The organism is Candidatus Cloacimonadota bacterium (genome assembly GCA_034661015.1).
Classification (GTDB): Bacteria; Cloacimonadota; Cloacimonadia; order JGIOTU-2; family JGIOTU-2; genus JAYEKN01.
In genome coordinates, this window is the sequence record JAYEKN010000232.1 from 15876 (window position 1) to 31265 (window position 15390).

At 35.9% G+C, this 15390-nt stretch carries 13 protein-coding genes; all 13 read right to left on the reverse strand.

Features of this window, described 5'->3' with window-relative positions; all coding sequences use genetic code 11:
• Nucleotides 1–36: 36 nt before the first annotated feature.
• Entirely contained in the window at nt 37–1182 is a 1146-nt protein-coding gene (locus U9P79_08730; protein MEA2104704.1) for a response regulator, read from the reverse strand.
• Nucleotides 1172–2401 (reverse strand): response regulator, encoded by a 1230-nt coding sequence (locus U9P79_08735; protein ID MEA2104705.1) that lies wholly within the window; start codon nt 2399–2401, stop codon nt 1172–1174. The genes U9P79_08730 and U9P79_08735 overlap by 11 nt, the downstream gene beginning before the upstream one ends.
• A 126-nt stretch (nt 2402–2527) precedes the next feature.
• Nucleotides 2528–4777, reverse strand: coding sequence for an ATP-binding protein (locus U9P79_08740; GenBank protein MEA2104706.1), 2250 nt, complete (start codon nt 4775–4777; stop codon nt 2528–2530).
• 12 nt (nt 4778–4789) lie between these two features.
• The gene (locus U9P79_08745) at nt 4790–6244 is read right to left on the reverse strand and encodes a response regulator (protein ID MEA2104707.1); all 1455 of its coding nucleotides are present in this window, start codon (nt 6242–6244) and stop codon (nt 4790–4792) included.
• A gap of 178 nt (nt 6245–6422) precedes the next feature.
• Nucleotides 6423–6806: a response regulator gene (locus tag U9P79_08750; protein ID MEA2104708.1), complete on the reverse strand. Its 384-nt coding sequence runs from the start codon at nt 6804–6806 to the stop codon at nt 6423–6425.
• A 13-nt stretch (nt 6807–6819) separates the two neighbouring features.
• The gene (locus tag U9P79_08755) at nt 6820–8043 is read right to left on the reverse strand and encodes an HDOD domain-containing protein (protein MEA2104709.1); all 1224 of its coding nucleotides are present in this window, start codon (nt 8041–8043) and stop codon (nt 6820–6822) included.
• A gap of 13 nt (nt 8044–8056) precedes the next feature.
• Nucleotides 8057–9298, reverse strand: coding sequence for an HDOD domain-containing protein (locus tag U9P79_08760; GenBank protein MEA2104710.1), 1242 nt, complete (start codon nt 9296–9298; stop codon nt 8057–8059).
• Nucleotide 9299: 1 nt separating this feature from the next.
• Nucleotides 9300–10241 (reverse strand): ATP-binding protein, encoded by a 942-nt coding sequence (locus tag U9P79_08765; GenBank protein MEA2104711.1) that lies wholly within the window; start codon nt 10239–10241, stop codon nt 9300–9302.
• Nucleotides 10242–10258: 17 nt separating this feature from the next.
• Nucleotides 10259–12310, reverse strand: a complete 2052-nt coding sequence (locus tag U9P79_08770) for a PAS domain S-box protein (protein ID MEA2104712.1) — start codon at nt 12308–12310, stop codon at nt 10259–10261.
• A 12-nt stretch (nt 12311–12322) separates the two neighbouring features.
• Entirely contained in the window at nt 12323–13342 is a 1020-nt protein-coding gene (locus tag U9P79_08775) for a chemotaxis response regulator protein-glutamate methylesterase (GenBank protein ID MEA2104713.1), read from the reverse strand.
• Nucleotides 13343–13693: 351 nt separating this feature from the next.
• Entirely contained in the window at nt 13694–14140 is a 447-nt protein-coding gene (locus U9P79_08780; protein ID MEA2104714.1) for a chemotaxis protein CheX, read from the reverse strand.
• Nucleotides 14094–14519 carry a response regulator gene (locus U9P79_08785; GenBank protein MEA2104715.1) on the reverse strand — a complete coding sequence of 142 codons (426 nt, stop codon included), beginning with the start codon at nt 14517–14519 and terminating at the stop codon, nt 14094–14096. Before U9P79_08785 ends, U9P79_08780 begins: the two co-directional genes overlap by 47 nt.
• 22 nt (nt 14520–14541) lie before the next feature.
• Nucleotides 14542–15390: HDOD domain-containing protein (locus U9P79_08790; protein MEA2104716.1), on the reverse strand; the 849-nt coding region annotated here is incomplete at its 5' end.

Consider the following 15390-nt stretch of genomic DNA (forward strand, 5'->3'; position numbering starts at 1 on the left):
AAAATATCACGGATATTTTACTCCAAATGACTTTTATCATTGCAAAATCTGCACCCGAAAGGGTTCTTTTACACCGATTCTTTTTGAAAACGACTTTACCAATTCAAGCACAGTATTCGTAACCAATTGCCCTTTTGGCACAAGGAGCACTCCGTTTACACCTTTTACATCCTGATCAATTATCATCGAATTACGCAAATCAGCCGCCTTTATCGTTTTTGTAATTCTATCGAATTGATGTAAAGGCAAATTTTCCAGAGCATTGATTACCGCCGGATTATAATCATTTTCTTTATTAATTTGTCTTAAGTGAGAAACGGCATTGAGAGAGCTTTTTCCTTGCATAAGCAGTTTGTCAAAATCCAGCATTACTTTGAGAATTTGGGCACCAATATTTACTGATTTCTCCTTATCAGTAAGGTTGTGTTTCAAAAATTCCCTGTAAGGTTTTTGCTGAAATTCTATCATTTTAGTAACGAGTTCCAATCTGGGAATTTCCTTAACCAAATTGCTACCAACCGAGGGATGCTTCGAATATAATTCCGCTTCGTATTCGGATAACTTTTCATCTACAAAGACCTTGTCAAGTAATTCTGCGGGGAGTGTGATACAACCGATCTGAGAGAGCATTGCAGCGATTTTAAATTGCCAAATATTTGCCAAATTCATCTCTTTTGCCACATCTTGGACATAACGTCTTATTCTTGAAGCTCTGCTGAAAGCGATGGGATTAACAAGGCTCAATATTTCCGAAAGAACATTGATGCTTTCAAAAAGCGTCTGCTCAAGCAATTCCTTTTCAGCAGTTAATAGCTGATACTGTTTGATGCCATCCAGTACTGAATTTGACAGAAATTTTGCAGAACATGGTTTTGTTAAAAACCGAAAAATTCTGCCATCGTTCACAGCATGAATTGCAGACTCAAGATTTGCTTTTCCGGTTAACATTATGCGGACAGTATTCGGATGTTCCTCTTTCACTTTTGTAAGAAAATCAATTCCGTTCATCTCCGGCATATTTTTGTCGCTAACAACAACTGCAAAGGGTCCCAACTGTTTGATCAATTTCAAACCTTTTGCTCCACTTGAAGCAGTGGAAATATTGAAAAATTTTCTCATTGTTCTCTTATACGCTGCCAGAATATTTAGATCATCATCTACAAAAAGTACATTATTGTTCATTTGATTCCATTCTTTTTATATAATTTTCAGAGCACAATTTTTCCCATTTCTGAATATTATCGGCAAAACCCGAATCTTTCAAATTTTTTTCATCCATTACTGTATTTTCATGAACAGATATTGTTTTGACGATTTTATGCTCCAGATAATTTGCGATATGAACAATCGGAAGAAGTTCCATTTTGTAATTTATCTTTTTTAATTTTAGCGGTCGGTGATGGTGTATTGTTGAGAGTATTATTGAAGTTGGCAAACCCCACATATTTAGCAAGTATGCTCCCACTTCGGAATGATTTGTCCGGAAAATTTTATTTTCGGCATCTATCGTATTATAGTTTTCTTCCTGTATAAGTTTTAAAACAAAAGAATATTTTTTTGGAAAATTCGTAGCGAGGATCAGTTTGCCCACATCGTGCAGCAGCCCTGCCATAAACGCATCGTCACTAAATAGCTCTCCTTTGTTTTGTTCTTTAGCGATTATTTTACAAAAACTTGAAGTGTTTATACTATGACTCCAGAGTTCATATATAAAATCACTGTGAATATTGTTTCCCTCAAATTTTACGAATAAATTTGCAGTCAAGACCAAATTTTTAATCATATTTATTCCAAGATAAATGACCGCTTGAGTAGGATTTGAAATCGGTTTCTGCAAACCACAATAAGCAGAATTTACAATTTGGAGAACCTTTGCACTCATTGCGATATCTTTATTAATAATTTTTCCAATGGACTTTGAGGAATAATTTGATTTCTTGAATTCCTGCATAATTTTAAAATACAAATCCGGTTTGCTCGGTAATGATTTCATTTGTGAAACAATTTTTTTGATATTATCACTCTGCATTAGTTTATTGATCTCATTACCGTTTTGGAGGGCGTTTTCCAGACTTTTTGCATCACATGGTTTTGTGAGAAACATGTGCATATAACTTGATACACGCATCAACGTTTCCTTATTTGTGTGTCCTGTTAAAACAATTCGGATGATGTGCGGATATTTTTTTTGAACGATTTTGAGCAATTCAGCCCCGCTCATTTGGGGCATTTGGATATCTGTAACGAGCACATCTATCTTATTTTGGCTCATTATTCCCAGTGCTTCTTTCCCGCTCAGGGCAAAACACATATCCCATTTATTCCTAAAAATCCGCATGCGTCTTTTTAGACCATCAAGGATTCTCTTTTCATCATCTACAAAAAGTATATGTTTTTTCATAAAAATTTTCTGTGGCTCATCAGTCGGCAAACCGGCGGATGAGATTCGTATTTTAACTTTTTTTTATTCCTTTTTCGGTCTCCGGCGCTTATCCCGAATTGTTGCGAACATAGTTGTTTGCTTTCATTACAGGTCAATAAGGTCATCGTGATTTTCAACGGTTTGTTTAATGGGAATTCTTATCGTAAATTTCGTTCCCTCACCAACTTTGGATTCTACATCAATACTGCCATTATGCTTGTTCACAATTATATCTCGGCAGATAGAAAGCCCTTGACCTGTTCCTTGCCCAACTTCCTTTGTAGTGAAAAACGGATCGTATATTTTTGTGAGAACATTTTTCGGAATACCATTTCCGTTATCCTCTACTTTGATTATGGCAAAATTATCTTTCATTCCCGTTGAAATTGTGATCACACCCTTCTCGTTATGATTGCCTTGTTCAAGTTTCTCCTTAATTGCATCAACGGCATTCAGAATCAAATTGAGAACAACCTGATTAAATTCGTCCGGGAGCAAATCCACCTCAGGTAAATCTTTGTCGAAATCCGTTTTCATTTCGGCAACGTATTTCCACTCATTTTTAGCTACCGTAATAGTGGTTTGTATGGTTTGCTTTAGATTCATCGGTGTTTTATCTTTCTGCTCCGGATGGGAAAACTCTTTCATTGCTCTCACGATTTTTGCAACTCTATCTATTCCTTCGATAGCTTGCTCAATTGCTTTTGGAATTTCTTCTTTGCCAAATTCAAAATCAGTCTCTTCTTTCAATTCCTCCAATCTATCGAATAAATTTTGGGATATTGAACGCGGTGTAGCACTGTTAATCATCCTATCATAATGGCTGATGATCTTCAAGAATCCTTGAAAATACTCTTGCATGAAGTGCACATTATCGCCCACATATTGAGTCGGTGTATTTATTTCGTGGGCTATTCCGGCTGCCAATTGTCCGATTGATTCCAATTTTTGTGATTGCAGTAATTTGCGTTCCAGTTCTTTCCGCCGTGTCATATTTTTGATTGATGACACAAAACCAAGTGTTTCTCCTGAAACACCGATAAAACGGTTCGTAGTTAAAAGGCAGGGAATTTGTTTCCCGGACTTATGCTTGAATAAAAATTCTTGTTCAATATGATTTTTTCCACTATAGATCTGCTTCAAAGTGCATTTATCAGTTCCACAAAGTTCATTGGGAAATATCTCAAAACATTTCTTTTTTGTTATTTTGTTTTTCGGCTTACCCACTAATTCGACAACAGCATTGTTGACTAAAGAGATATTGAAATCTTTTTTTACGATTAACATACCCTCTGCTGTAGTATTGAAAATAATTTCATGTTCAAGATTTTTAAACTCCATTCTTCTCGCAAACGCGTTTGTTTTTTCAACCATCCCTTCCAACTGCTCATTTGCCATATTTATATCTCTCTGTGCTTTTGATTTTTCTTTTAATTCAATCTGCAGTTTTTTATATAATGTTGCATTCACAATTGCGACAGCTATTTGTGAGCTGATAGTTTCCATCAAAATACCGTCTAATTCCTTATATGCATCTTTTTTTCTACTTTGAACATCCAGAACGCCAATTACCTTGTTCCTATATAATAGGGGAATTGCGATTTCAGATTTGGCTATTTCTTCTCTTTTACGAATATAATCCGGATTTTTGCTTACATCGTTAGAAAATTGTGTTTTTTTTGTTTGAGCAGCTTTTCCGATCATTCCTTCGCCAATTTTTATGACAAATCCTTTGAAGAAAATATTTTCATATCCGCCTGCAATAGTTTGCATTATCAAGCAGGATTCTTCTGTGCACTCATCTACTAGAAAAATCATGACACCATAAAAACCGAATGCCTTTTGTATGGTTTCTGTGGTGCTTTTTAACAGTTTATCAATTTCTATTTCAGCGGAGATTTTTTTTGCTATTTCAAATAAAATATTTTGGCCTTGCACAAGATTTTTAAGGTCATTGCGGTTTTTCTCAATTTCCATTTTATTCCTAAACCGATTCAGCCCCGTTTCAATATTAACTCTTAGTGATTGTTGGGTATAAGGCTTTAAAATATACCCACATTGTGGGGTAAATCCCACCCTTTTTATGGTCGCATCGTCTGAGTATGCCGTTAAATAAATAATTGGCAGATTATACTTCTCGTGAATAATTTCAGCGGTCTCAACTCCATCTATGTCACCCTGAATACCAATATCCATCAGAATTAAATCAGGCGTGTTTGTTTCTATTGATTTTATGGCTTGTCTTCCATTTGGATAAACACCACAGACATTATACCCGATTTTCTCTAATTTGTTTTTTAAATCAATTGCCACGAGCGAATCATCTTCTACAGCAATAATTTTTATTTTTTTCATTAGAAACTCCACTTATTGAAAGTAGGTTGCAACCTTTTTCGGTGTAATGTTTTCTAAATCTTGCATAATTTTTGAAAACTCATCCAAACTATCAAAAAATATTTTAACTACTTGTGGGTCAAAGTGTTTTCCGCTTTCATTTCTAATTATTTCACATGCAACATCAATTGAAAAAGGCTTCTTGTAAGGTCTTTCCGTTGTTATCGCATCAAACACATCAACTAAAGCCACAATACGGGCGGAGAGAGGAATTTCTTCTCCGGATAAACCGTCCGGATATCCGCCTCCATCCCAACGTTCGTGGTGATAAGCTGCAATATCTTCAGCCATTCGGATGATTGATGACTCAGAATTGGAAAGAATCATTTTCCCAATTTGGGGATGTTTTTTTACTAAATCAAATTCTTCTTTATTGAGAGAGCTAGGTTTGTTTAGGATATCCGGGGCTATGCCAATTTTACCAATATCATGCATTGGAGCAGCATATTTGATATCCCAGATTACTTGGTTTGATAAACCCATATTTTTTGCAATAATCTCACTATAATAACTCACGCGGATAATATGCCTTCCGGTGTCTTTATCGTGATATTCTGCAACAATAGAAAGTCTGTATATCGTGTCGAGATATGCTTTTTGCAAATTTTGTTGGCTAATTTTCAAATCCTTCAAACTTTTCGCCAAATCTCTTGCGTATATTTTTTGTTTCTGCTCAGATTGTTTTCGTTTGGTAATGTCCTCAAAACTTATCATCCGTCCAATTATATTATCCTCGTGATCACTAACATTTGAAGTTGTAACTTCCATGAACATCGAGTCTCTATCCTTGAACTTTACCTGCATCTCTTTTGCAACTCTTTTCCCATCGTTTTCCGTATTTATCAGACTTTGCAGAACATCAGTTTCTGCCATTTGAATAACATTTATTAAACGTTTGCCTTTAATATTTTCCTTTTCATCAAACTGGAACATTGCGTAAAAAGCACTGTTTGCATAAGTAACAACTCCCTTCAAATCTATTATTACAGTTCCGCTTGGTGATGATGCAAGGGCATCATAGACTATGCTCAGCTCGGACTTAGATTTTTCTTTAAATCTTTCCAAGGCGATCATATTTTTTACTAATCCACGCATTTCGTACTTGCTAACGGGTTTCCCTAAAAAAAACCTTGCACCGTGTTCATAACAATATTTAATTTCTTTTTCAAATCCCTGACCGGTTAAAACGAGGATTGAAAACGGATCGGAAACCTTTGGCTTTAACTTTTTGAGGAATTGCCTTCCGTCCATAATCGGCATATTCAAATCAAGTATTAAAATGTGTGGTTTTTCTTTTTCGACTTGATCCAATCCCTGTTGCCCGTTTTCTGCTTCATAAAAAAGATAATCGTCCTGCCTAAAAGTTCTTTTTATTGATTCCCTTATGTTTTTTTCATCATCAATAATTAATATTTTAGGCTTATTCATTTTGATTCCTTACTTTGGCAATACCTTTGGAGAATCGCTGAAGCATTGAAGCATAGGGCAAGATCTCCGGAATGATTTATAATTTATAATTTTTGACTTCTTTGATTGTTTCCAATAATTTTTATTTTTGCAAATATTTTGAAAACGAATCTTAGCGGATAACAATTTGTTTTTCTTATTATCGTTTTCTCCAACGAGAGATTTTTTCAAATGATTCGTTTGCAATTTTTTTCAACATATCCATTTTTATGGGTTTAACAAAATAATCATCAAAACCGGCTTCCCGGCAATTTACAAGTTCAAATAATGAGGAAAATCCCGTAACGGCATAAATGCATGGGACGGGATTGTCTTCACGAATTTTTTTACATAATTCTACCCCATTCATTCTCGGCAGGTTTAGGTCCAGGAACATAACCATAAAACTTTCTTCTTCCATGACTTCAAGTGCTTTTTCGGCACTTCCGACGCCCGTAACCACATATCCTTCTTTTTCGAGAATAGTTTTGAATATATTTCTTAAGGCTTCTTCGTCATCCACGATTAGAATTTTTTTATCCATTAATCCTCCAAATTTATTTTCCTTTCATTTTTAATCTTCTTTTGCGTTCTTCTCTAAAAAGATTGAATGCTCTTTCTACTTCGGGTTTACCTTTTTTTACTGCTTGATATATTTCTTCGGGAAATTCAAATTCATCTTCATTATTCATTATTTTCCAAGATAGTGCGTTTGCCATATACAATACTGCCATAGCCTGTTTGTCCGTAAGGTTAAAAGGGGCTTCCAGAGGACGATGGTGATATTCTACAGCTATAGGAAGTTTGCGCGTAAAGTTCCATTTTTTTAGTAATAGACTACCGAGTTTTGCATGGGAAACTTCCACCACTTCTTTCTCCACATCAATCCAGTTTTTATCCGGATTTTGTTTAATGAGTCTCATGATTTCCTTATATTTATCGGGCAGAGCGTTCATGAGAAAGAATTTTCCCAAATCATGAAGCAAACCGGCACTATGAAACTCATCCGGCAATTCCCTAAAAGTTAGACTTTTGTATAATGTAAACGCCAGTTCATTTGTCAAAGCACAGTGGTCCCACAGCTGTTCCGCTTCATCGGTAAATTCTTTGTCCAAACTTTTGAACAATGAGATATTTATCATAATAGTTTTCAAAGTACGCATTCCAAGAAAAACAATGGCGCTCATTACGGATGTGGTTCTTTTCCCGTGATAATAAAATGCCGAGTTGGATACTTTCATCACATCAGCAGCAAAAGCAGCATCCTTTGAGATTATCTTTGAAATATAAACAGCATTTTTACCTGCCTTGGATGCCTGTGAAACATCATAATAGATTGAGGGCAGAACCGGGAATTTTTTTATTCCCGAGAGCAATGCAACGATAGATTCATCTTCCAGATCTGCTTTTAGGGATAAGGCATTTTCTATGCTTGTCTTCAGTTCTTCATCTTTCCAAGGCTTTGACAGATAATTCTCGATCAAACCTTCCACGAGACATCTTTTTACTTTTTCAGATTCGCTATATGCACTCAGCACCAAGCGAGCTGTATCGGGATATTTATCCTCTACTTTTTTTAGGAGCTGATATCCATCCATGATTGGCATAACCATATCTGCAATGACCAAATCTATTTCGGTGTCTTCCATTAATTTGAGAGCTTCCCTGCCGCCAGTCGCATAAAAGCAGTTGTATTCAGTTTCCACCATACTTCTTTCAAGAGCATTTATCACTTTTTCATCGTCATCAACAAATAATATACTTCTTATATCATCATCCATAATTCATCCTTTTTTAGCGGGAAATTATTTTTGGTATTTGGGCAATCCCGCCCTTTTTTGTGTTGATAAAATCTTTTAATAGCATTTGGATATCACTTTGAGATAAATTTAAATATTCAAATACTTCATCTGAGACATCCGGAATATTTGCATCTTTGAGCATAATCCAAGAAAGCATGTCAGCTATTTTCATTATCGCCATAACCCTTTTTGCTTCGTCTGAAACAGGTGAATTGAGCGGGTCATGGTGATACATACAGACTTCTTGCAATTTCTGAGAAAAGTTCCAAGTTCGTAAAAGGAAACTGCCGAGCTTGGTATGCGGAACATCCATAACCATATTTTCTGCCTGTACCCAATTCATGTTTTCATCATTCTTTAATTTGTCGGTAATTTGTTTATATTTATCCGGCAGGGCGTTCATAAGAAAGAATTTGCCCATATCATGTAGCAAGCCTGCACTATGATAATTTTCCGGCAAAGTATGATTGGTTAATTTTTTATATATAAAAAATAAAAGTTCATTTACATAAGCACTATGATCCCATAAAAATCTAGCTTCCAAAGGTGAAGTAGAACCCATTTGGAGTAATTTATAAACAGAGATATTCACAAGAATACTTCTCAGGGTTCTGATGCCAAGAAAAACAATAGCCATTTGAACCGAAGTAGTTTCTTTACCGTGGAAATAAAAGGCAGAGTTTGATACTTTCATCACATCTGCAGCAAATGTAGCGTCTTTTTCAATAATATCGGCAAGTGTTTTTGCATTCTGATTTGAGCGGATGGCTTTCATAACATCATAATATGTTGACGGCAAAACGGGAAATCTTTTCACATTAGACATCAAATCAGCCATGCGATTATCTTCCAAATCCTCTTTTAACGCCAATGCAGTTCGAATATTTCCCCGAAGGTCTTCCTCTTTCCAAGGCTTCACTAAGAAATTTTCGGCAACCCCCATCACAAGACAAATTTTTACATTTTCTTCATTGGTTGTGGCACTAAGTGCAAATCGCATTATATCAGGGTAATTATTTGAAACAATGTCCAAAAATTTGTAGCCATCCATTTTGGGCATCAACATATCGGAAACCACCAAATCAACCTTACTTTCCTTTAGAAACTCCAAAGCTTCGGTAGCGCTTTCTAAGAAAACGGTACTAAATTCCGCATCCAGCATGCTCCGTTTGAGTGATTTGATCACCTGCGGATCATCATCTACGAATAAAACTTTTCTAACGCGAATTGGCATATTAACCTAAATCCTGTGATAATGTAATGGTAAATTTGGTGTCTTTGCTCGGTTCGGATTCCACATAAATATTACCCGAATGTTTATTGACAATTATATCATAAGCAATGCTCAAACCCAAGCCCGTGCCCTTGCCTGTCTCTTTTGTAGTAAAAAAAGGGTCAAACATTTTTGCCATAACACTTTTTTCAATAACCGGACCATCATTAGAAATTTCACAGACAATATCTTTTTCGGTAGCATAGGTTTTTATTCTGATGTGTCCTCTAATATCGGAATCTCGGTTTGACAAAGCCTGGGCTGCATTAATGATTATAATTAGAAAAACCTGATTTAGCATACCGGGAGAGCAGAAGATCAACGGAATATCACCCAAATCTTTTTCAATATCAGCATGGTATTTATATTCGTTTTTGGCTATAACGAGCGTATCATTCAGTCCATCATTAATGTTGTATAATGTTTTTTCATCGAAATCGTCTATTCTGGAAAAATTTCTCAAACTTGTAATTATTTTTGATATCTGATCAAAACCCTTGCGGGAATCGCCAAAAAGTTCGTCAAGATCATCGAGAATAAAATCAAGGTGCATTTTTTTTTCTTCTTCCGTAATAGAATGAAATAATTGTTTCTGACGTTCAGGGTCGTCAATAAATTCGGAAAGATGGCGATAATTATTAATAATTTTGGCAATTTTTTTTGCATTTTTTTCTAAAGTTTCAAAATTAGAGGACACAAAACCAACCGGATTATTCAGCTCGTGAGCGATTCCGGCAGCAAGTTGCCCGATGGACGCCATTTTATCTCTATGGAGAATTTGGGAATGTGATGCATCCACATCTTCATTCAGATACTGCAATTTCTTCAGTTCTTTTTCGAGAGCCAAAATTTTATTCTGATATTTTTTAATTTCCTGTTTATATTTTTCATCTTTAGTATTCATATTTATCTTTCATTTATTTAAATTTTTGGTGATTTTAGGGATTTGTTCGCCCTCACAATCTCTGTATTCTGCGTATTTATTCCAGATTTTCGTGCTGGAAATATAATCGTGAAAGTGCAACCCTTTTTGGATTCATTATTTTCAACTTTAATTTCTCCGTCATGCTCATCCACAATCTGCTGACAAATAGAAAGCCCCAAGCCGGTGCCTGTAGCTTTTGTTGTGAAAAACGGATCAAAAATAGAATTTATTTCTTCTGAAGGAATCCCGGAGCCCTGATCCATAATTTGAAAAACAATTTGCTGAGTATCCTTCTTAGATTTGGTAAAAATATTTACTTCGGAATTTTGTTCGGACGCTTCATAGGCATTAAGTAGCAAATTCATGATAAGATCCCGAATACGTGATCCGTCTCCGGATATTGACAACAAATTTTCTTCGAGATTTGCAATTAGTCCGATTCTTTTTTGATCAAATTTCGCTTGAACCAAATTAATAACATCTTCTATCACATCGTTGAGATCAATGCTCCTGAAAGAGGGTTTTGTTGAGCGTGCAAAATTCAATAATTTTTCCAAAACTTCCGAAGTGGCATCAAGATTTTTTTCAATTCTACTTAAATGCTTTTCCATCTGCGGAGAGGGATGGAGATTGTCCAAACAAAATTGGGTGGAAGTACTTATTGCGGCTATCATATTTCTGATCTCGTGTGCTACTCCCGCTGCAATTTTGCCGGCTGCTGTCAATTTTTCCGAATGAACAAACTCGTTTTGCAATGCTTTCAGCTCTGTAATATCATGAGAAACTATTACAAATGCGATGGGCTCTTCGTTGTCATTCTTTATTATGGAAGCAGATATATCCACTGGAAACTTCAAACCTTTTTTAGTTTCATTTTCCGATTCTCCTTCCCATGTTCCATTATTTTCAGAATCCACAGAACTGCCATTTTGATGATGTGTTTTCTCAAGAATGGCATTGATATTCTTTTGCGCATCGGAAATGGTTGCAAATTTACCTTCCGTAAATTTTTCCACGTCCACAGGATGATATTCGGAATGAGACGAAGAATTATCCCAAAGGATATTGATGTTTTTACCCAATATTTCTGGGGGAAAATAGCCATAAGTTTTTGAAAAAGCATTATTAATGAATATTATATTTTTATCCATATCTGCGATGCAAATGCAATAGTTTACACTTCTTATGGTTTGACCCAACATTTTCAGATGCTCTTGGGCTTCGCGGCGATCGGTGATATCCGTGGTAACTCCAATGCATCCGATAATCCGGTAATGCGAATCAAATAGAGGGGCAATGTTATGAGCAACAAAAACGATTTCTCCGTTCCTCTTTTTTATAGGTTCTTCGGCACCGCGCACAAATTTGCCTTTCAAAATTTCATTCATTGCCCATTTATTAACATCAACGGATTCATCGGTTTCCCAGGGATTAGAATAAAAAGTGTGTGCTCTCATTTCTTCAACATCATAATCAATCAATTTCGCCCAAACATCAGATTCAATTGTGAGAAATTTGCCCTCTTTATCCGCAGTCCAGATACAAGCCGGAGCAAGTTGAACGACCTTTTGATAGCGTTCTTCACTTTCCTTGAGTTGATGAATACGTTTTTCTACTTCCATCTCCAGCGTTTTTTGATAGTTCTGAATTTGTGCTTTCGCCAGTTTCATTCTGGCAGCCCGCAAAATCGCATCTTTCAATTTTTTTAGATTAAGAGGCTTATATAAAAATGAAAATGCACCGAGATTGATCGCTTTGATAAGCATATCCATATCCTCATAAGCGGTCATCAAAATTATTTCTAAGTCCGGATATAAGTCTTTGATATTTCTTAGCAGATCAATTCCGGTTAATCGAGGCAGGCGGATGTCTGTTAATACTACATCAAAAGTTTCGTTTAGCAGAGACAGGGCTGCCGGAACAGTATTCGCTCTAACGCATTCCCATTTCCATTTGTGAAAATTATTTTCCAGTACATTTATCAGAAGGTCTTCATCCTCCACGATAAGCACTTTCAAATTAACATCTACCTCAATTTCCCGCATCATTGTGTCTTATACCTAAAATAGTTGCAAAATTTTATTACTAATATTTTCAATCGGTTCGATATAATCAACACAATTCAACTTAATTGCTTCCTTGGGCATACCGAAAACCACACATGTTTCCTCGTTTTGGGCAATGGTTTTTGCCCCTGCATCTTTCATCATTTTCAAACCACGTGCTCCATCACTCCCCATTCCAGTCATTATTGCACCCACAGCATTTGCTCCGGCAATATTAGCAACGGACCGGAAAAGGATGTCCACAGCCGGTCGTTGATGGTGAACCCTCGGACCTTTTTTTAGTTCCACAAAATATCTGGCACCACTCCGGTTTAAAACCATGTGAAAATTTCCCGGAGCAAGAAAGGCTTTTCCCGAAGTAACATATTCACCACCCTGGGCTTCACTTACCTCCAACTCACTTAAACTATTTAATCTTTCAGCAAAAGAAGTCGTGAATTTGGGAGGCATATGCTGAACAATTACTACTCCCGGGCAATTTGCGGGAAGGGAGGAAATCACCTGTTGCAAAGCTTGAGTTCCGCCGGTTGAAGCACCGAGGGCAATAATTTTATTTGTAGTTTCGGATAAAGCTCTTGAAGCAATTTTTGTTTTTTTGGGTATAAAAATTTCTTGTTTAAAGACTTTCGCTTTGGATGCAGCATGAATTTTGAATGTCAGATCTTTACCCATATTTCCGATCGTATAAGCAGCGCCGGGTTTGGGAATGACTTCCACCGCACCTGCTTCAAAGGCTTCCATTGCCAATTTGCTTCCTTTGGTGGTTAAAGAACTTACGATAATGGTGGGTATAGGTTTATATTTCATGACTTTTCGCAAAAAAGTTATTCCGTCCATTTTAGGCATTTCAACATCAAGTGTGATTACATCCGGTTCCAATTGCACCAATTTATCCCTTGCAATATAGGGATCCGGTGCGGTTCCAACAACTTGGATTTGTGGATCCTTGGACAATTCTTCCTTCAAAATTTTTCGTACTACTGCAGAATCATCAACAATGAGTACTTTGATCATAATAAATATTCCTTCCAGTATATTTTATTCGGCAAATATAAACGCTGAAAAAACCGATTTATGCACTATAAAAATTATCCGTAAAGTAGCCTTTTCGAGACGTCACGGACCAACCCGTCTGGGCATAGTGTAACGAAGCCTGATTCCGTGACGAATTAAAAAAATTATCTATTAAGTTAATTAGCGTTATGTTTGTGAGTTGGAAAATCTTAAGTCAATCCGCCAGCTGGCGGATTAACTCAAGATTTTCCTTTACGGATAGACTCTAATTAGTTTCTATCCCGTGGAATGTCTTGTCTTTTTTTCACCGGGATTTATCTGCATCCTATCAACAGCGTGAATCTATGTGTTCTAACACTTTACGATTTTTACAAATAGACGTGAATTCTCGATCCACCATTCTTTTTCGTCAATCAGAGTATTACACTCGTTTTTTTGTACTTCTTCTTTTGAGGAATACATTGGCAGACCCATTTTCATTTTACCGGAAAATTCGTTCATAAAATTTCCACAAACGATATTTACAAATTCTCTTATGCCACTTATAATGTCTCCTTGCTTTAATGATTCATCTTCAACACCTTCAAAGTTTTCGATCATCAAATTCATGATTCTGTCGTGAATTTTAAAAACAATCCGGTACTTTTTATCATCCCAAAAATCAATCGTAAATATCTTATAATCCTTGTCATTTTCCTTTTCGAATGGTTCATCGTCATCCTCAAAAAGAAAATACATCAAAGAAAGAACTTTAGAAATCACTTCCGTCAGAACCGACATCATCTTCGTTTCTTTCATATTCGTCTCCAATTATTGAAAAAATCACATCTCTTAATTGTTCGGGGTGAAAAGGCTTGGTGATAAAATCTGCAATCAATAATAATTGCTCTTCACCTTCAAGATCCTTTTTTCCTCGACTTGTTATCACGATTATAGGTAAATTCTCGAAATCCGGATTTTCTTTGATTCTTTTAATCAATTCCATTCCATTCATAACCGGCATGTTCAGATCAGTAAAAACCAGATCAACCCATTCCCGATTTAGCACTTCGAGTGCTTCTTTTCCATTACCTGCCTGATAAATTTCTCCGGCATAATCACCGGATATGTTGATTGTTTTGATAATTATCTTCCTCATTGAAGGAGCATCATCTACAACCAAAATATTAATAGCCATATTTTTCCCTCTTTTTCTTGTTTTATGATAATAAATTTTCTACATCATTAATTTTTGAAGAAACCAATGATATTACTTTTTGGACATCTTTGTTTCGAAATTTTAAATGAGCACCAATTTCAGGATATGATAAATAAGAAAGACCGTCTCGCTGAGTGGTCGAACCCATAAGCATAGCAACCGTATCAGCGATATTTACAATCTTAACAAATTTATTATCCCTACATTCAATCGGGTTATGATGGAATCGTACGGTGTCAATAAGAACTTGTGGGAAGCGCCAATTTTCTAATATTTTCCCACCAACTTCAGCATGATTTACTCCGAGCACTTCTTTTTCTGCAGATAAAAAACTAGAGCCTTCTTTCACGAGATTATGAATATCTTCAAATTTTTCATCTACAAATTCACTAAGAACCACTTTACCGATATCGTGTAGAATTGCAGCCGTGAATAATGTATCCACATCATGAAATTTTAATTCGTTTCCTATTTGTTCGGCAATCAAAGCAGTTATTATAGAATGATTCCACAACTCTCTTTCATTCACTTCATATCCTTTATAGGTTTGAGACATTACCGCATTTACGCTTTCTATCAGCACGATTTGTTTTAATCGGTTGCTACCAAGCAAGGAAACAGCTTGAATAAGATTTCTTATTTTTTGCTCTCTCCTATACAGTGCCGAATTGCATATTTTTAAAATGTTTGCAGTAAATGATTGATCATATTTAATTACATCTACTATCTTTTTGGAGGCAACATATGGATCGGCGAGCATTTTCTTAACTTTCATATATGTTAATGAAAATTGCTTTAACCTATCCACTTTTTTAATAATGTCATCAATTTCCATAATAATTATTCGACG

What these genes read in the sequence shown, in the direction of transcription:
- U9P79_08730 (MEA2104704.1), bottom strand. Translation starts at nt 1,182, where the DNA reads ATGAACAATAATGTACTTTTTGTAGATGATGATCTAAATATTCTGGCA.
- U9P79_08735 (MEA2104705.1), bottom strand. Translation starts at nt 2,401, where the DNA reads ATGAAAAAACATATACTTTTTGTAGATGATGAAAAGAGAATCCTTGAT.
- U9P79_08740 (MEA2104706.1), bottom strand. Translation starts at nt 4,777, where the DNA reads ATGAAAAAAATAAAAATTATTGCTGTAGAAGATGATTCGCTCGTGGCA.
- U9P79_08745 (MEA2104707.1), bottom strand. Translation starts at nt 6,244, where the DNA reads ATGAATAAGCCTAAAATATTAATTATTGATGATGAAAAAAACATAAGG.
- U9P79_08750 (MEA2104708.1), bottom strand. Translation starts at nt 6,806, where the DNA reads ATGGATAAAAAAATTCTAATCGTGGATGACGAAGAAGCCTTAAGAAAT.
- U9P79_08755 (MEA2104709.1), bottom strand. Translation starts at nt 8,043, where the DNA reads ATGGATGATGATATAAGAAGTATATTATTTGTTGATGACGATGAAAAA.
- U9P79_08760 (MEA2104710.1), bottom strand. Translation starts at nt 9,298, where the DNA reads ATGCCAATTCGCGTTAGAAAAGTTTTATTCGTAGATGATGATCCGCAG.
- U9P79_08765 (MEA2104711.1), bottom strand. Translation starts at nt 10,241, where the DNA reads ATGAATACTAAAGATGAAAAATATAAACAGGAAATTAAAAAATATCAG.
- U9P79_08770 (MEA2104712.1), bottom strand. Translation starts at nt 12,310, where the DNA reads ATGATGCGGGAAATTGAGGTAGATGTTAATTTGAAAGTGCTTATCGTG.
- U9P79_08775 (MEA2104713.1), bottom strand. Translation starts at nt 13,342, where the DNA reads ATGATCAAAGTACTCATTGTTGATGATTCTGCAGTAGTACGAAAAATT.
- U9P79_08780 (MEA2104714.1), bottom strand. Translation starts at nt 14,140, where the DNA reads ATGAAAGAAACGAAGATGATGTCGGTTCTGACGGAAGTGATTTCTAAA.
- U9P79_08785 (MEA2104715.1), bottom strand. Translation starts at nt 14,519, where the DNA reads ATGGCTATTAATATTTTGGTTGTAGATGATGCTCCTTCAATGAGGAAG.